Annotated in this window: 13 protein-coding genes; 8 read left to right on the forward strand and 5 right to left on the reverse strand. The window is 69.2% G+C overall.

What is annotated here, in order from left to right; all coding sequences use genetic code 11:
* Together ACFWUU_RS11280 and ACFWUU_RS11285 are read right to left on the reverse strand one after the other, a co-directional pair.
* Positions 1-1,680: a PHA/PHB synthase family protein gene (locus ACFWUU_RS11280; RefSeq protein ID WP_380174782.1), complete on the reverse strand. Its 1,680-nt coding sequence runs from the start codon at positions 1,678-1,680 to the stop codon at positions 1-3.
* Positions 1,677-3,179 carry a long-chain fatty acid--CoA ligase gene (locus ACFWUU_RS11285; protein WP_380174784.1) on the reverse strand — a complete coding sequence of 501 codons (1,503 nt, stop codon included), beginning with the start codon at positions 3,177-3,179 and terminating at the stop codon, positions 1,677-1,679. Before ACFWUU_RS11285 ends, ACFWUU_RS11280 begins: the two co-directional genes overlap by 4 nt.
* Before the next feature lie 133 nt (positions 3,180-3,312).
* Here ACFWUU_RS11285 and ACFWUU_RS11290 point away from each other — a divergent pair, with 133 nt between their 5' ends.
* Positions 3,313-4,488, forward strand: a complete 1,176-nt coding sequence (locus ACFWUU_RS11290; RefSeq protein WP_380174785.1) for a PucR family transcriptional regulator — start codon at positions 3,313-3,315, stop codon at positions 4,486-4,488.
* A 4-nt stretch (positions 4,489-4,492) separates the two neighbouring features.
* On the opposite strand, the gene ACFWUU_RS11295 is transcribed toward ACFWUU_RS11290, so the two are convergent.
* Genes ACFWUU_RS11295 through ACFWUU_RS11305 form a run of 3 tightly spaced genes read right to left on the reverse strand, consistent with a single transcriptional unit; the run spans position 4,493 to position 7,748 of the window.
* Positions 4,493-6,076 (reverse strand): DUF4139 domain-containing protein, encoded by a 1,584-nt coding sequence (locus ACFWUU_RS11295; RefSeq protein WP_380174787.1) that lies wholly within the window; start codon positions 6,074-6,076, stop codon positions 4,493-4,495.
* A gap of 27 nt (positions 6,077-6,103) precedes the next feature.
* A complete protein-coding gene (locus tag ACFWUU_RS11300; RefSeq protein ID WP_380174789.1) occupies positions 6,104-6,937 on the reverse strand; it encodes a helix-turn-helix domain-containing protein in 834 nt (277 codons plus the stop codon).
* Between the two features lie 10 nt (positions 6,938-6,947).
* A complete protein-coding gene (locus ACFWUU_RS11305) occupies positions 6,948-7,748 on the reverse strand; it encodes an alpha/beta fold hydrolase (protein ID WP_380174791.1) in 801 nt (266 codons plus the stop codon).
* An 80-nt stretch (positions 7,749-7,828) separates the two neighbouring features.
* On the opposite strand from ACFWUU_RS11305, the gene ACFWUU_RS11310 reads away from it, so the two are divergent.
* The 7 genes from ACFWUU_RS11310 (at position 7,829) to ACFWUU_RS11340 (ending at position 16,694) form a co-directional block, all read left to right on the forward strand.
* The gene (locus tag ACFWUU_RS11310) at positions 7,829-8,329 is read left to right on the forward strand and encodes a hypothetical protein (RefSeq protein WP_137257253.1); all 501 of its coding nucleotides are present in this window, start codon (positions 7,829-7,831) and stop codon (positions 8,327-8,329) included.
* A 25-nt stretch (positions 8,330-8,354) separates the two neighbouring features.
* Positions 8,355-9,197: a c-type cytochrome gene (locus tag ACFWUU_RS11315; RefSeq protein WP_380174793.1), complete on the forward strand. Its 843-nt coding sequence runs from the start codon at positions 8,355-8,357 to the stop codon at positions 9,195-9,197.
* 154 nt (positions 9,198-9,351) lie between these two features.
* Positions 9,352-11,961, forward strand: a complete 2,610-nt coding sequence (locus tag ACFWUU_RS11320; RefSeq protein ID WP_380174794.1) for a LuxR C-terminal-related transcriptional regulator — start codon at positions 9,352-9,354, stop codon at positions 11,959-11,961.
* Between the two features lie 20 nt (positions 11,962-11,981).
* Positions 11,982-12,908, forward strand: a complete 927-nt coding sequence (locus tag ACFWUU_RS11325) for an RDD family protein (protein ID WP_380174796.1) — start codon at positions 11,982-11,984, stop codon at positions 12,906-12,908.
* A gap of 85 nt (positions 12,909-12,993) precedes the next feature.
* Complete coding sequence (locus ACFWUU_RS11330; RefSeq protein WP_137257249.1) at positions 12,994-13,476, forward strand: DUF1269 domain-containing protein; 483 nt, start codon at positions 12,994-12,996, stop codon at positions 13,474-13,476.
* Positions 13,477-13,500: 24 nt separating this feature from the next.
* Positions 13,501-15,024, forward strand: a complete 1,524-nt coding sequence (locus ACFWUU_RS11335) for a leucyl aminopeptidase family protein (protein ID WP_380174798.1) — start codon at positions 13,501-13,503, stop codon at positions 15,022-15,024.
* Positions 15,021-16,694 (forward strand): AbgT family transporter, encoded by a 1,674-nt coding sequence (locus tag ACFWUU_RS11340; protein WP_137257248.1) that lies wholly within the window; start codon positions 15,021-15,023, stop codon positions 16,692-16,694. The genes ACFWUU_RS11335 and ACFWUU_RS11340 overlap by 4 nt, the downstream gene beginning before the upstream one ends.
* Positions 16,695-16,696: the final 2 nt, after the last annotated feature.

Here is a 16,696-nt window from a genome sequence, read left to right on the forward strand (position 1 = left end):
TCAGGACTCCCGCACATAGCTGCCGGGCGCGTCCTCGAGCGGCGCAAGCCCGCCACCGCCGAGCGTCTTGGGCGCCGCCTTCATCCGACCGCTTCGCGAGCCCAGCCAGCCGATGTAGTCCGGCCACCACGATCCTTGCTCCGTGGTTGCCGTGCGCAACCACTCTTCCGGATCCTCGGGATTCGAGTCGTTCACCTGATAGGTAGCCTTCGGATTCCCCGGCGGGTTGACCATCGACGCGATGTGTCCCGCCGTCGACAACACGAACCGGCTCTCACCACCGAGCAGTTGCGTGCTCCGGTAGCACGATTGCCACGGGCAAATATGATCCGAGATCCCGGCGATCACGTACGACGGCCTGGTCACCTTCGCCAGATCCACCGGCGAGCCCAGCATCGTCGCTGCCCCCGGCTCGGTGAGCGCATTCGTCATCGCCTGCTCGACGAACCCTCGATGCAGCCCAGCCGTCATCCGGGTGGTGTCCGCATTCCAGAACAGTACGTCGAAGGCCGCCGGCGGCCGACCCTGCAGGTAGTTGTTGACCCAATAGCTCCAGATCAGATCGGTCGGACGCAACCAGGCGAACACCTCCGCCAGCGCACGACCGTCCAGGAAGCCTTTGGATGCAGAGGATGCGATCGCGGCCGCAGCCATCCGCTCGTCCAACGCGGCCGACGCGAGCCCGGCCCGGCTCTGGTCGAGGACCGATACCGCCAGCGTGAAGCCGGCGACCCGATCGAGCTCGCCGCGATCGGCCAGATGACCGAGCAGCATCGAGGCGAGGATCCCGCCGGAGCAGGTCGCGAACAGGTGCGTGCTGTCGGTCCGGGTGATCCGCCGTACGGCGTCCATCGCGTCGAGGATCGCCTGCCCGTAGGTGTCGATGTCCCAGTCGCGGTGCCGGGCGTCCGGGTTCCGCCACGAGATCGTGAACACCTGCTGGCCTTGCCGGACGAAGTACTCGACCATGCTCCGGCCCGGTGCGAGGTCGACGACGTAGTACTTGTTGATCACCGGCGGCACGATCAGCAACGGCACCGTGCGGACCTTCTCGGTCTGCGGGGTGTATTGGATCAGCTCCAGGATCTCGTTGCGGAAGACAACGGACCCGGGCGTAGCAGCGACCGTCGTACCGACCTCGAAGGCGGTCGGCTCGACCATGCTCGGGACCCGCGGTGCGCTCGACAGGTCGCGGACGAGATTCCGCGCCCCGGCGACGCTGCTGAGGCCGGCGGTGTCGATCAATGCCTTCCAGGCCGTCGGGTTCAGCACCGGGTTGTTGCTTGGGGCAAGTGCTTCGACGAGGTTGTCGACCAGGAACGTCATTCGTTGCCGATCGCGCCAATCCAGCTCGGCGTCGGCAGGCAATGCGCCCGCAACCTCGGCGGCGGCCAGGTAGGCCTGGACGATCCGGCGCAGGACCGGGTTCTGCGTCCAGGCCGGGTCGGCGAACCGGCGGTCACGACGCGACGGCGTACGGTCGGAGTGGCCGATCGCGATCTGTCCCAGCTCCCCGGCCAGCCCCGTCACCCGGTGGGCCATCGTCCGCGGCCGGGCGGCCAGTCCGGCTGCCATCCGCGCCCAGGCCGCGTTCGGCATGAACCGGCTCAGCGGACCGACCGCGGCACTGGTGAGCAGCAGGTCGAGCGGGGCGGCGAGCTCGTCGGCGGGCGTGCTCATCGCAGGACTCCTTCGGGTACGACGACCTCGCGGCGCTGGATCTTGCCGGTCGGGCCCTTCGGCAGCTCGTCGACGATCCACACGGCCCGCGGGTACTTGTAGGCGGCGATCCGGCCCTTGACGAACTCGCGCAGTTCCGCGGGTGTCGCCGACGCACCGTCCTTGAGTGCGATCGCGGCGCCGATCTCCTCTCCGAGCGACGCGTGCGGGATGCCGACCACAGCCGCCTCGGCGACGGCCGGGTGCTCGTACAGCACCTCCTCGACCTCGCGCGGGTAGACGTTGTAGCCGCCGCGGATCAGCAGGTCCTTCTTCCGGTCGACGATGAAGAAGTAGCCGTCCTCGTCCTGCCGGGCCATGTCGCCGGTGCTCAGCCAGCCGTCGGCGTCGATGGTCGCGGCGGTTTCGTCGGGCTTGTTCCAGTAGGACTTCATCACGTTGTGGCCACCGATCTGGATCTCACCGATCTCACCAGGTTGCACCGGCGTCCGGTTCTCGTCGACGACCCGCATCCGCACGCCCTCGATCGGCGTACCGATCGAACCGGGCTTGCGGACCGCGTCCGGGTGGTTGAACGACGCGACCGGCGAGGTCTCGGACAGGCCGTAGCCCTCGAGGATGATGCAGCCGAACGCTTGCTCGAATCCACGCAGTACTTCGACCGGCAACGCGGCCCCACCGGACACGCAGGTGCGCAACGTGCTCACGTCGTACTCGTCCCGGTTCGGTACGCCGAGCATCGCGGCGTACATGGTCGGAACGCCTTCGAAGACGGTGACCTTGTCCCGCTGGATGACCTCGAGCGCCTTGGCGGGGGAGAAGCGGGGGATCAGGGTGAGGGTCGCGCCGTTGGCGATCGCGGAGTTGAGGCCGCAGGTCAGCCCGAACACGTGGAACAGCGGCAGGCAGCCCATCACCACGTCGTCCGGGCCGACCTTGGTCAGCGTCCGGGCGGTGACGGCCTGGTTGGTGTTGAGGCCGGCGTGGGTCAGCTCGGCGCCCTTCGGCCGGCCGGTTGTGCCGGACGTGTACAGGATGACCGCGGTGTCGTCGCCGTCCCGGCTGACGAGTTCTGCGGGCTCACGTTCACCGACGAGCGCGCGGAACTCCTGCGGTGCGACCGCGATCAGCTGCGCATCGGCCGCCTTCGCTCCGGCCTCGGCCTCCGCCGCGACCTCGTGCCAACCGAAGAGCACGCGCGCCCCGGAGTCGGCGAGGTAGTACTCGACCTCGCGCCGCTTCAGCAACGGATTCATCGGTACGGCGACCCCGCCGGCCCGCAGGATGCCGAAGAAGACGATCGCGAACTCGGGGACGTTCGGCAGCATCAGGCCGACCCGGTCGCCGGGCCGTACGCCGTACTCGCGGAGCAGGGTCACCATGCGGGCAGCGGCGTTGTCGAGGTCGGTGTAGCGGAGGACGTCGTCGTCCAGCCGGATCGCGGGGTGGTCCGGGTACATGGCCGCGGACTCGGACAGGTTCAGGCTGAGGTTCGTCATGGGGGTGCTCCGGGGTGGGTGGCTCGGGCTGTGGTTCCACCATCCGGCCGGGCGGCGCTTTCACCGATGGGGCGGCGGCCAACGTCGGCGCGCTCGGACTGTGGCCGCGAACAACGGCGCTTATGCTCCGAAGATGAGTGGGCGCGCCGACGAACCCGAGATCGAGGACCTGATCGAGCGGTTGCGGGCGCGCGGCGGCGAGCTGATCGAGGCGATGGCGTCCTCGATCGAGACCGAGATCGAGTTTTACCGCACCGGCGGGCTGGTTCCGGCCGAAGCGCTGCGGGCGTCGTGCGGGGCGAACTTCGAGTTCATGCTCGAGTCGCTGATCGGGGACGGTTCGGATCCGGTGTCGGCGCGCGAGACCGGTCGGCTGCGGGCCGAGCAGGGAGCGCCGCTCGCCGACGTGATGGCGGCGTACCGGGTCGGGACGCGTTACCTGTGGGACGTCGTGCGTGCCGAGGCGGCCGCGGCGCGGATCACCGATCAGGTCCTGGTGCTGGCATCGAGCCGGTTGTGGCAGATGCAGTCGTCGTACACCGACGCGATGACGGACGCGTACCGCGATGTGCAGTCACGGCGGCTGCTCGAGCAGGATCAGCAGCGCTCCGCGTTGGTCGAGGCGCTGCTCGAGGGCCGGATGCCTGGCGGCGGAACGGTCTGGGAGGCCGCCGAGTTGCTGCGGCTGCCGTACAAGGGCCCGTTCGTGGTCGTGGCGGCGGCGGTGCCCGAGGTCGGTCGGCAGGCGCTGCCGGCGGCGGAGGAGCGGCTGCGGTCCGTGGGTCTCGCCTCTGCGTGGCGGTTGCTGCCCGAGCTGCAGATCGGCGTCGTGTGCGTTCCGCCCGGGCGTCTCGCCGTACTCGTCGATTTCCTCAGCAAGTCGGCGACCGGCCGAGTCGGCGTGAGTCCGCCGTACGACGAACTCGACGCGACCGGGCAGGCCGTACGGTTCGCCCGCGTCGCGCTCGCGGGGTCGACGGCCGCGTCGGCGGTGACGTTGTTCGAGGAGTCCCCGCTGACGATGGCGGCCGTCGCCGCACCGGACGTGATGCAGTACTTCGTTCGCAACGTCCTCGGCGGACTCGACGACCTCGCACCCGACGACCGCGAGGTCCTGCTCGACACGCTGGCAGCCTGGTCCACCCACAACGGCTCGGCCACCGAGACAGGTGAGTTCCTCTACTGCCACCCGAACACGGTCCGCCACCGCCTGCACCGGATCGAGGAGCGCACCGGCCGCTCGCTCAACGATCCCCGCTCGGTGGCGGAACTCCTCCTCGCCCTCGAGGCCGCTCGCACGACGAGCTGAGCGGCTACTCGCGCCAGCCGGTGAGGTCGACGGACTTGGCGCTGTCGACGCGGAACGCGAGTTTGATCGTGGTCTCCTTGCCGGCGGCCAGGTCGAGTTTCCAGGTGATGACGCCGAGGTCGGTGGTCTCGGCCGGCTCGGGTTCGGCGCTGAGCGGCTTGACGGTGATCTCGTGGTCGCGTGCCACCGGCAACTGGTCGAGGACCGTGATCCGGGCGTTGCGCGGGGTGTGGTTCTCCACCTTCGTCTCGTACTCGACCTGACGCCGGCGCGTTGATCCCAGCGTCGCCTTGCTCGCTTCCCGGCGTACCAGCTTGCGTTCGACGCGGATGCGGTCGTCCAGGCCTAGTGCGAGCTCGACATCCTCACCAGGTGCCCACAGCGGCAGCGCGGCCGACCCGACGAACTCCGCCTCGTGGAAGACGGATGCCTTGCCGGCGGGCAGCGTGTGGGCGGACGAGTTCACCACGGTGGCGCGCAGATGTACGTCGGTCGATCGCACTGGTGCCGTGATGTAGTCGAGCTCGGCGTCGAGGTCGATGGAGGCGATCGTCGCGCGGTGTGTCGCTCCGTCCGCGGGTACGGCGACGGGCCGGGGCGGGGTGTAGCTCGCGGCGGTCATGCCCTGCTCGACGGTCGCCTCGACGGCCTCGAAGGCTGCCTGCTCCTGGATCAAGCCCGCGGACGCCCGTCGGGACTTCAGGCGCTCAGCCCCGCCGGCCACTTGCATTCCGAGTGAGACGGGCGCGCCAGGGGCCGCCATCGGCATCGGCGGGTGGAAGCGGTCGAGGTACCACGGGTCGAGCTCGGGCACCTTCGCGGTGACGGTCGGCCGTGCGGTCGACAGGGTCAGGTCGCACTCCGGCCAGTCCTCGTCGCTGTGCTGCGTGATCAGGCCGTACCAGCTCAGCGTCAGGCGGTCGCCGGTCAGACGGACGTCGTACGAGCTGGTCCAGTTGGCGGCGGGTACGACGTACGAGAGCTCGATCTCCACCTCGGCCTCGGTCTCCAACGCGAGCGCGATCGCAGCGGCGCGGCGGTCGGGTGTGCGCTGCTGCACGATCGCGGCCAGCCGACGGTCCGCGGCAGCAAGGCGCTTCTCGGCTTCGCGACGTTGCGCGGCGAGCTCGCGACGCGTCGCCCGTACGGCGGACAACCGGTCGGTGAGCGACTCGGTGAACCCGCCCAACTCGGCCCCTGCCTCGCCGGACGCCAGCGTTCGCGCAAAGCTGTTGCCGGCGCGCCGGGCCAACTGCGCGAGGAACGTGTCGAGCTGCTCCTGGACGTGATCGGCGTCGATGAGCTGCGTGACCTCGTCCTGGGCATCGAGTCGTGCCTGCTCCAACGCGGCGACGGTCTCGTCCGGCGCCTGCGGGTGATGCTGGATCGCGACGTCCACGCCGAGGACGGTCGCGGGTCCACGGCCGGCGACGCGGACCGAGTCCTCTTCGAGGGACAGTGGCAGGGGTTCGACGTACACGGTCTGATCCCCGGCGGGCACGGTGATCTGTCCGCGGCGCGTCACTCGTGCGCGACCCGGATAGACAGTGACAGCAACGATCGGCGCATCCACCACGAGTTGGTCCATGCCCCCGACAGTAGCCGCCGGACGGGACTACTTCCTCGGTGTCGAAGGCCAGGCGATGTCGTCGATCGCCAGCCACGGAGCAGCGGCGACCACGGCCGGCGTCGTACCGGCGAAGGCGGTGACCTCACGGTGGAGGTGGGACTGGTCGACGTACCCGCTCTCGGCAGCGACCGCGGCTACCGCTCGGCCCGCTGCCAGGAGGTGGGCGGCGTGGTCGAAGCGGACCAGTTGGGCTGCTCGCTTTGGGGTGATGCCGAGCTGGGAGCGGAAGCGTGCCCAGAGCCGTTTGCGGCTCCAGCCGACCTCGCTCGCCAGGCCGTCGACGCGCAGACGCCCCCGGCTGGCGAAGGTCCGCTGCCAGGTGTGCGCGACCTCCGCATCGACCGACGCATCCAATCGCCGGCCGAGGACCTCCACGACAATGGCGAACCGCTCGTCCCAGGAAGCGGCACCTCGCAACCTGTCCTGGAAATGCCCGGCTCCGCGGCCCCACACGTCCGCGAACGACGCGACCGTTCCCGTGAGCTCTGCCGATGAACCGAACGCGCGAGCCGCCGCCACCGGCGACAACCGGACCTGCAGGCACTCGCCCAGCGTCCCGGCGGCGTGCACCTCGCCGGGGAGCAGCCCGACGAAGGCGCTGCCCTTCTCGGACCGGCCGTGTGCGCCGTAGACGATGCCCTCGTCTTCGCTCAGATCGACGATCAACGTGACCGACGGATGCGCCACCATCGCGATGTCCACGAACGCCGGCGCCCGGTGCCGGAACCCGGCCATGCTCACCCCGGGCAGTTTGCCCGGGGAGCGTGGTACGGCGATCTCCACCTGCGTCCAGTCAGGTGGCGACACGGTCAAGCGCATGTATTTGATGCTAGGCCGTGAACTCCAGTACGAGCCTCGCCGCGCGTTCAGGAGCTTCGAGGGGAGTCACGTGCCCGATCCCGGGCAGCATCTCGATCCGCGCGCCCGGTACGACGGCGTACTCCTTGGCCGACGCCGGATCCCAGCGCGGATCGGCGGCGCCGAAGACGACCAGCAGCGGTACGTCGAGCTTGGCGAGCCGCTCGGGCACGCCGCGCTCGGTGATGTATTCGCCGTTGCAGCGCAGTACGTCGACGAAGTCGCGGTACGGCAGACCACGCAGGTCGGCGACCAACTCGTCCGGGATATCCACCTCGACGGCACAGACTGCGCTGATGCCCTTGCGGATGAGCTTGTCCGAACGCAGCGCCCAGATGAGGCGACCGAGCGGCGGGCCGGACAACGCGCGGATGATCGCCCGTTGCGGGCGGAGCGCCTCGAGTCGCGGGCCGGTGCTGAGCAGAACCATGGACTTCACCAGTTCGGGCCGCTGCTCCGCGAGCGAGGTAGCGACGTACCCACCGCTGGAATGCCCGACGACGGTGAGCGGCCCGAGTTCGAGCGCGTCGATCATCGCTGCCACCCGCGCTGCCTGTGCAGGGATGTCGTACGACGTCACCGGGGCCGAATGACCCAGACCGGGCAGGTCGATCGTCACGACATGGTGGCGTTCGGCAAGAGCCGGAACCATCGGCGCCCAGCAGGCGCCGGACGCCCCGGAACCGTGGATCAGCAGCAGCGGAGCCGCTTCCGGCCGGCCGCTGTGGACCACATGCAGTCCCTGCGACTGCTTGACGGAGTTCTCACTCATGTCGATCACAATGCGCGTGTGGCGGCTTGTCGGTCTTGTACAAATGTCCGTACTCTGCGAGAGCGGCTAAGGAGAATCCAATGAACCAAGGCTTGCTGAACTCGTTGACAGAGGCCGAGCGTCTGCTCGTCGCGGAGACCGAGCGGGACGCGTTGAAGGGCCTGGACGAAGACGAACTGCTGGACCTCCACCAGCGTATCCGGCGCGCACGCACGAAGTACGTGAAGAACTACCGGCGTGGCGCCAGCGCAGCAGTGGCGGGCGTCGGCGGCCGCGGGATGTCGTATCCGCGTAACCAGCGGGACCGTGACAAGGCCGAGTTGTTCGAGTCGGTACTGGCGAAGGTCAGTCGTGAAGTCTCCGTCGTTGCCAACCGTGCCTCGATGCAGCTGCGCACCGAGCGGCTCGAAGCGGCGCGGGCGGCCAAGGCCGCCGCACCTGCCGTGCGTGCGACCGATGGCTCCAAGTCGGAAGCGGTCAGCCGGCCGCGGACGGCGAAGAAGACCACCGGCGGTCTGAAGAAGGACGCCTCGACGCGGGCGATGGGCGCCCGCCGGCAGGCGAAACGCGACTCTCGCTGAAGCTCACCCGAATCGGGGGATCACAATGCGCGTGCTACCAGGGTCTGCTGGTCCGGTGCGTCGACGGAGGTTCGCGAAGACACTGGTGATCGGCGCTGCGCTGGTCACGGTCGGTCTCGCGTACACAGTGCTGGTGCCGCGCAGCGCGACGGGTGCGGACGGTCCCCAGTCCGACCAGATCGAGGCCGGCCGGCGGCTGTTCGCGGTCGGCTGCACGAGCTGTCACGGCCTGCACGCCGAGGGCGGCACCAACGGTAGCGGCCGGATCGCCGGACCTTCGCTGATCGGCGTCGGCGCGGCCGCGGTCGATTTCCAGGTCAGCACCGGACGGATGCCCGCTGCCCAGACCAAGGCGCAGATCCCGCAGAAGCCGCCCGTCTACACCGAGGAAGAGATCGCCCAGCTGGCGGCGTACGTCGCCTCGCTCGCCCCCGGGCCGGCGATCCCGTCGTCCGACGAGTACGACGTGAGCAAGGTGACGCAGGCGGATATCGTCCGCGGCGGCGAGCTCTTCCGGACGAACTGCACCGCCTGCCACAACTTCGCCGGCCGCGGCGGCGCGCTCCCGAACGGCCGCTACGCGCCGTCATTGATGGGGACGACGCCGCGCAACATGTACCAGGCGATGCTCACCGGCCCGCAGGAGATGCCGGTCTTCTCCGACAGCGTGATGCTCCCCGAGGACAAGCGCGCGATCATCGCCTACATCGTTGCCCTGCAGCAGGCGAACGACCCGGGCGGATTCGGCCTCGGGCGGCTCGGACCGGTCTCCGAGGGTCTGTGGGGCTGGTTGATCGGTATCGGTCTGCTCGTCGTGGTCGCGGTCTGGATCGGGGCCAAGGTGCCGCGGATCCGTCGCCGCGACTGAGCGTCGCCGCGGCTCCCCACCGGCGAACGAGGGTGTGTCGACCCCTGCCACAATCGGCACGAACCGGTTAGTCTCGATTTTCGAGGCACGTACGAGGAGTTGGGTTCCAAGGATTTCGGACAGAGCACGCCCGCCCAGGGGAGGGGTGACGCGCGTGACGAGCCCGGGGCTCGATCGAGAGCGCGATGCGTTCCGGCAGTCGGCGGACGGTAAGACTCCGCGACCGCCGCTCACACTTGTCACCCGCGAGCGGTTGCATTCGGCCCTTGATCTGGGCGTCGGTTCGCCGCTGACCATGGTGATCGCACCGGCCGGCACCGGCAAGACGGTCCTGCTCTCGGACTGGGTGACGCGCCGGCGACGCGCAGGGGAGCCGGTGGTCTGGGTACCCGGGCAGGCGCCCGGCTCGCTACAGGGATTCCTCGAGCGGGTTGCCGGCGCCGAGGATTCGCAGCTGCTGGACCCGATCGTCGTCGACGACGCCCATTTGTTGCCGGCGTCAACGGTCGCCGCGTTGGCCCGCGTCCTGCAGGAGGCGCCGCACGCGCTCCGGCTGTTGCTCGCCACCCGCTACGACTTGCCGCTGCCGATCTCCGAGCTCGAGATCAGAGGGATGGCGCTGACGTTGCGCTCGCGGGACCTGCGCTTCAACGACGCCGAGGCAACCGAGCTCGTGCAGGCACATGCCGGGAACGCGACCGCGGACGATATCTCGCTGGTCCAGGAGAAGACGGCCGGCTGGGCCGCTGCGCTCGTACTCGCCGCCCGCACGCTGCAGGCGTCCGGTGATGTCGTGTGGCCGCTCGCCAACCAGCGGCCGGTGCTCGACCTGCTGCTCGGCGAGACGCTGAACACGCTCGACGAGCGGGTCCTGGCGATGCTCCTGAGCACCTTCGCGACCACTTCGCTGACGGGTCAGCTGGCAGCTGTGCTGAGCGGTGACAGCGAGGCCGGCTCGATGCTCGAGGACCTGGCCGGTAGCGGTCTCCTGGTGACGGCGTACGCCGACGAGTCGGCGAGTAACCCTCTCTACCGCTACCACCCGCTCCTGGTCGAGCTGCTACGACGGCGGATCGCGACGAGCGCCAAGGACCGGCAGTTCGTCGTCACCGCGCACCACCGCTCGGCGCTGTACTACGAGAGCCACGGCGCCAGCGAAGCGGCGTTGCGCAGCGCGTTGGACGCCGACGACGTCGAGCTGGTCGAGCGGATCCTCTTCGGCCACGGGCCGGCACTCCTTGCCGCGGGCGAGGCCGAGCTGGTCGAGGCCGCGTTCGACGCGCTCCCAGCCGGGTACGTCGACCAGCATCCGCAGCTGTTCGGAGTCCGAGGGCTGCTGCGCCGAGTCACCGGCGACGTCGCGGGCGCCGTACAGGATGCGGCGTTGGCGGACGAGGTCGCGAGCGAATCGGCGCCGGACGCGCTGGCGGACGCCGTACTGCTGCGGTTGTGGGAGTCGCGCTACGGCTGGCATGACGTGCACGCGGCGATCGAGCGGGCCAGGTCGCTGTTGACGCGCGCCGTACTCGGTCCTGAGCGGTTGGCGTGGTTGCTGATCGAGCTCGCGGCCGCGGAGACCTGGGCGGACGAGCTGGACGCGGCGCTCAGCCATCTGGACGAGGCGCTCGTGACCGCGCGGATGGCGGGGCATCACCAGCTGATCGCCGGCGGTCTCGCGCACCGGGCGGTCGTGCAGCACGTCCGCGGCCAGGTCCAGAGCGCGGCCCAATCGGCGCAGGCGGCCGTCGACGCCGGGGGAGAGCGCGGCCTTCCGCCGGAGTACGCCGTACGTGCGCAGGTCGTGCTGGGATTCGCGGCGGTCAGCGAGCTGGAGCTGGACACCGCGTGCGGCTACCTCCAACAGGTCGCGGATGCCGACGTGGCCGGATCCGACACCGTGGTCGCGGGGCTGCGTGCGATGCTGCGAGCGGTGCTGTTGGTCGAGCGAGGTCGGCTGGCGGAGGCGCTCACCGAGCTCACCAGTGACCCGGTTGCCGCAGGCCCGTTGCCGACGTACCTCTCGCGGGACCTGGCGTTGCTGCGGTCCTGGCTGGCGACCTTGCTGGGCGACAAGATCACGGTCGACGCGCAACTCACGGTGCTCGAGCGCACGGGCAACGCGACCGAGGCCGAGCTGATCCGGGCGATGACGTCGATGATCCAGGAGGACGTCCCGACCGCCTTGAAGCTGATCGAGGCAGGTCTCGAGCACCCCGACATCTACCCGCCGCTGGCGTCGGCCGCCGCCTCGTTCCGGACGGTTCTGCTGGACCGGACCGGCGACGACCCGGCCGCCGAGGCCGCGCTGGTCGACACCCTGAACCGCGTCACGCCGCAACGCATGCTGCACGTACTCACCTCGGCCGGCGACGAGCCCGCCTTCCTGGACCGCCTCCGCAGACACGTCACCGGTCCGAACCCGCACCCGTTCGCGGCGGCCGCGCTGGAGAAGCTGTCCGACTACCAGGCCGGATGGAGCCAGGCCGGCGGGATGACCCCGCTGGGACGGACGAGGCCGGACGCGAACACTCCGCCGCCGCGCCGCCTCGACGCGGTCGTGAACGGCGCACGGATCCGGCTGACCGCCCGCGAGGCCGAGGTACTGGACCAGCTCGCGCTGGGCAGTTCGTACGCCGAAGTCGCCCAGGCCCTGTTCATCACCGAGAACACTGTCAAGACCCACCTGATCTCGCTCTACCGCAAGCTCGGCGTGGACAAGAGATCCGCGGCGTTGCGGACCGCTCGTTCCGTCGGGTTGTTGTAGCCGTGGATCACCCGGAGCGGGTGAATGCCCGTCCCGGCGGGGTCCTGGGGCGGTTCGCCGGCAAGGTCACCGGCCGGGTCATCGAAACGGTTCAACCGGACGTGGTGCTGTCCCATATCGACCTCGACGCCTTGCTCGACCGCGTCGACATCAACCGGGTGCTGAGCCGCGTCGACCTCGATGCCCTGATCGACCGGATCGATGTCGAGCGCTTGATGGACCGGGTGGATGTCGAACGGTTGCTCGAACGCGTCGACCTGGGCCGTCTGCTCGAGCGGGTCGACGTCGAGAGCCTGGTCCGCCGGTCCGGTGTGCCGCAGATCGTGGTCGAGAGCCAGACCCGGCTGGCAGGCTCACTCGTCGACCTGGTTCGGCGGCAACTGGCCGGCCTGGACGCCATCCTCAACCGTGGCGTCACCCGCCTGCTGCGCCGGGAACCCGCGCCGAGATCCCGAACAGTGACCGGTGAGTACGCCGGTGCCGTCAGTCGCGCGATCGCGACCACACTCGACATCCTGATCATCGCGACCACGTTCACGATCGGCCTGGCCGGCGTCAACCTGCTGACCACCTCGTTCTGGGGCGTCGAGGTACGACATGCGCTCCCGGCAACGATCGCACTGGCGGTGTTCGCGTTCGGCTACGCGTTCGGGTTCCTCGCGGTCGCCGGCCGGACACCGGGCCAGGGCATCGTCGGCCTCCGGGTCATCCGCACCGACGGCGGCGCGATCCACCCGGGGCAGGCCCTGCGCTGGGTCATCGGCTTCCCGATCAGCGTCATACCGCTCGGACTGGGCTTCGTCCCGGTCGTGTTCCAGCGCGAGCATCGGGCCCTGCACGACCTGATCGCGGGCACCGTCATCGTCTACGACTGGGGCGACCGCCCGGCCGAGCTGCCCGGCCCGCTGTCCGCGTTCCTGGCCCGCCATGAGCGGGGTTCACCCTAATCGGTGGAGGTCGGCGGCGGGCCCGGTTGATGGGATGAGGCCGTCCAGCGCGGCACAGGGACGCGCCTGCCATCGAGGAGTTCGCATGACCCATCTGGTGGTTCTCGGTCTGGACAGTCGTGAGGACGCCGAGCGCGTCGTCGCGCTGACCGACGATCTGGCGAAACAGCAGCTGCTGCAGCGGGAAGACGCGGCGTACGCCTACAAGGACGCCAAGGGCAAGGTCCGCATCCACCAGTCCGTCAACCTGACCGGGGCCGGCGCCGCGAGCGGCGCGCTGTGGGGAACGCTGATCGGACTCATCTTCCTGAACCCGCTGGCCGGCTTCGCCGTCGGTGCGGCCTCCGGAGCAGTCGCGGGCAAGCTCACCGACGTCGGCATCAACGACGACCTGATCAAGAAGGTCGGCCAGGAGCTGCAGGACGGCCACGCCGCCGTGTTCCTGCTGGCCCGGTCGGCCACCGTCGATCGCGTCGTCGACGCGCTCAAGCCGTTCAGCCCGACGATCATCCAGACGAACCTGACCAAGGAGCGCGAGGAAGAACTCGTCGAGGCGCTGCAGAGCTGATCCCGGTCCGGCCGAGGAGGTTTCGTGAACACGATCCCACGCGACTTCGATCCGATTCCTTCGACCCGGTACCAGGTTCGGGTCGCTGTCGTCCCGCTCAAGCAGGCCGCGGACGAGGCGGACGCGCTCGCCGTACCGGTCCCCATGTCGTCAGCTGGTGTCGAACCCCCGGAGGAGCTGGGGACCGACCTGGCCGGGCTGGAGTCCGCCGGTTTCACCGGCAAACGCGGTCAAACGCTGGTTCTGCCGCGAGCCGACGGTCCCGTCCGGGTCGCGGTCGGGATCGGCGACCGCGGCGAGGCCGACGCCACGCTGGTCCGTGATCTGGCCGCGGAGTTCGCGCGCGCCGTTCCATGGCACAAGAAGCTCGCGGTCGAGGTCGCGTCCGAAGACTTCGGCGTCTCGGTGGCGGACTTCGCGCAGGCCGTGACCGAAGGTGTGCTGCTGGCACGCTGGCGGTACTTCGTCGGCCGCGACGCCGAGCAACCGACGCTGGAATCGCTGCTGATCGTTGCCTCTGACGACGACACCGCCGCGGCCGAGGCCGGCGTCGAACGCGGCCGGATCGTCGCGGCGGCCTGCAGTCTCGGCCGGGACCTGGCGAACTGCCCGGCGACGACGCTGTCCGCCGTACGGATGGCCGAGGTCGCGGCCGAGGTCGGCGGCGCCGCGGGCCTGGAGGTCGAGATCTTCGACAAGGAGCAGCTGATCGCGATGGGCTGCGGCGGGATCCTCGGCGTGAACCGGGGCAGCGTCGAGCCGCCCCGGATGGTCCGGCTGCGCTACCAGCCCGCCGATCCGACGGGCCGGATCGCCTTGATCGGCAAGGGCGTCATGTACGACTCGGGCGGTATCAGCCTCAAGCCGAGCGACGAGTCGCACGCACAGATGAAGAACGACATGACCGGCGCGGCCGCCGTACTCGCATCGATGACGGCGCTGCGCGACCTCGGTTGTACGGCGGCCGTGACCGGCTACCTGATGTGTACCGACAACATGCCGTCCGGGTCGGCGATGAAGCTCGGCGACGTACTGACGATGCGCAACGGCACCACGGTCGAGGTCCTCAACACCGACGCCGAAGGCCGGCTGGTAATGGCCGACGCGCTGGCGCTGGCGACCGAGGAACCGGTCGACGCGATCGTCGACATCGCGACACTGACCGGCGCGTGCCTGCGGACGTTCGGGGTCGAGATAGCGGGTGTGATGGGCAACAACTCCGGTGTGGTCGAGCAACTGCGGCGGGCGGGTGACTCGGTGGACGAGCCCGTATGGGAGTTGCCGCTGCACCGGTCGTACCGGTCCCAGCTCGACTCGACGATCGCCGACCTCACCAACATGGGCGGCGTCAACGCCGGCTCGATCACCGCCGCCCTGTTCCTCGAGGAATTCATCGACGGCAAACCCTGGGCCCACGTCGACATCGCCGGTACGGCGCAACTCCCGGCGCCGCGAACGTGGCGGAACAAGGGCGCGACCGGCTTCGGCACCAAGCTGCTGATCGAGTTCGCGCTCAGGTTCGCCCGGCCGACGGGCGGCGCGGCATGAACGCCAAGTCGGTCGTCCCGGACGAGCAGCCCGTCAAGAAGGGCGGGATGCAACGCGTCCTCGACGGGATCGAGCGGGTCGGCAACAAAGTCCCGCACCCGGCGCTGATCTTCCTCGCGCTGATCGTGATCGTCATCGTGCTGTCCCAGATCCTGTCCTGGGCCGGGACGAGCGTCACCACCGAGGTCGCGGAGCCGGCCACGGTCCAGGTCGCACCCGAGTACGAAGGCGGCTCCAGTGTCGCCGGCAACGACGCGCCACCCGCGCCGGCGATCCCGGACTACACGGTCAAGCACGAGACCATCACCGCCGAGAGTCTGCTGACCGGCGACGGTATCCGGTTCATCTTCACCACGGCCGTGCAGAACTTCAACGACTTCGGCGTGGTCGCGGTGATCCTGGTCGCGATGATCGGGGTCGGCGTGGCCGAGGAAGCGGGGCTGATCGCCGCGCTCATCCGGAAGATGGTGAAAGTGGCGCCCAAGGGGGCGATCACGTTCATCATCGTGCTGCTCGGCGGTATCTCGAGCGTCGCGTCAGATGCGGGCTATCTGGTCCTGATACCACTCGGCGCGGCGGCGTTCGCCTCCCTCGGGCGACATCCGCTGGCCGGCATCGCGGCGGCGTACGCCGGGGTCAGCGCGGCGTTCTTCGTGAACGTGCTGATCACTCCGGCCGACGGCATCATCACCGAGGTCACCAACGAGACGATCAAACTGGTCTCGCCCGACACCCACCTGAACGTCACGCACAACTTCTACTTCAGCATCGCCGCGACGCTGTTCTGCGCCGCGGTGATGACGGTGATCACCGAGCGCCTCCTCGAGCCGCGGCTCGGCAAGTACGACCCGTCCGAGGCCCCGGACGACGCGCCGGTCGACCACAAGCCCAGCGAGGAGGAGATGAAGCTGGAGTCCCGCGGGCTGCGCTGGTCGGTCTACTACCTGCTCGTCGCGGTCGCGATCGTGTCGGCACTGACGTTCATCCCGAACGCCCCGCTGCGCAACCCGGACACCGGCGAGATCTTCGGGTCCTCGCCGTTCATGAGCAGCCTGCTCTTCATCATCTCGATGCTGTTCCTGGCCGCCGGCCTCGGCTACGGCAAGGGCGCGAAGTCGCTGACCGGCAGTACGAACGTGATCAACGCGATCGTGAAGACGTTCAACGGCCTCGGCGGACTGATCTTCCTGATGCTGCTGATCGCGCAGTTCATTGCCTACTTCAACTACACGAACATGTCGACGCTGGCCGCGACCGGGCTGGCCGATCTGCTCGAGCGTGCGGACATCGGGGCGTTGCCGTTGCTGATCGGCTTCATCCTGCTGGTCTTCATCATCGACCTGATCATGCCCGGTGTGATCCCGAAGTGGGCGATCCTGGCGCCGATCTTCATCCCGTTGTTCTACCGGCTCGGGATCGCGCCGCAGACCGTGATCGCGGCGTACCGCGTCGGGGACGGTCCGGCGAACGTGATCACGCCGCTGATGGTGTACCTGCCGTTCATCGTGCTGGTCTGCCAGCGGTACCGGAAGAAGGCCGGGATGGGCACGGTGGTGTCGATGATGCTGCCGTACACCGGGATCGTGCTGGTCGCGTGGACGCTGTTCTACATCGCCTGGTACCTGATCGGGATTCCCTGGGGTCCGTCCGCTCCGGTTCACCTCGGGTAGGC

The sequence above is a fragment of the Kribbella sp. NPDC058693 genome, from assembly GCF_042715335.1.
GTDB lineage: Bacteria > Actinomycetota > Actinomycetes > Propionibacteriales > Kribbellaceae > Kribbella > Kribbella jiaozuonensis.

Bases quoted from the DNA above. Each gene is read 5' to 3' on its own strand.
- ACFWUU_RS11310 (WP_137257253.1), top strand. From the start codon at position 7,829: ATGAACCAAGGCTTGCTGAACTCGTTGACAGAGGCCGAGCGTCTGCTC.
- ACFWUU_RS11315 (WP_380174793.1), top strand. From the start codon at position 8,355: ATGCGCGTGCTACCAGGGTCTGCTGGTCCGGTGCGTCGACGGAGGTTC.
- ACFWUU_RS11305 (WP_380174791.1), bottom strand. From the start codon at position 7,748: ATGAGTGAGAACTCCGTCAAGCAGTCGCAGGGACTGCATGTGGTCCAC.
- ACFWUU_RS11290 (WP_380174785.1), top strand. From the start codon at position 3,313: ATGAGTGGGCGCGCCGACGAACCCGAGATCGAGGACCTGATCGAGCGG.
- ACFWUU_RS11330 (WP_137257249.1), top strand. From the start codon at position 12,994: ATGACCCATCTGGTGGTTCTCGGTCTGGACAGTCGTGAGGACGCCGAG.
- ACFWUU_RS11280 (WP_380174782.1), bottom strand. From the start codon at position 1,680: ATGAGCACGCCCGCCGACGAGCTCGCCGCCCCGCTCGACCTGCTGCTC.
- ACFWUU_RS11295 (WP_380174787.1), bottom strand. From the start codon at position 6,076: ATGGACCAACTCGTGGTGGATGCGCCGATCGTTGCTGTCACTGTCTAT.
- ACFWUU_RS11285 (WP_380174784.1), bottom strand. From the start codon at position 3,179: ATGACGAACCTCAGCCTGAACCTGTCCGAGTCCGCGGCCATGTACCCG.
- ACFWUU_RS11340 (WP_137257248.1), top strand. From the start codon at position 15,021: ATGAACGCCAAGTCGGTCGTCCCGGACGAGCAGCCCGTCAAGAAGGGC.
- ACFWUU_RS11300 (WP_380174789.1), bottom strand. From the start codon at position 6,937: ATGCGCTTGACCGTGTCGCCACCTGACTGGACGCAGGTGGAGATCGCC.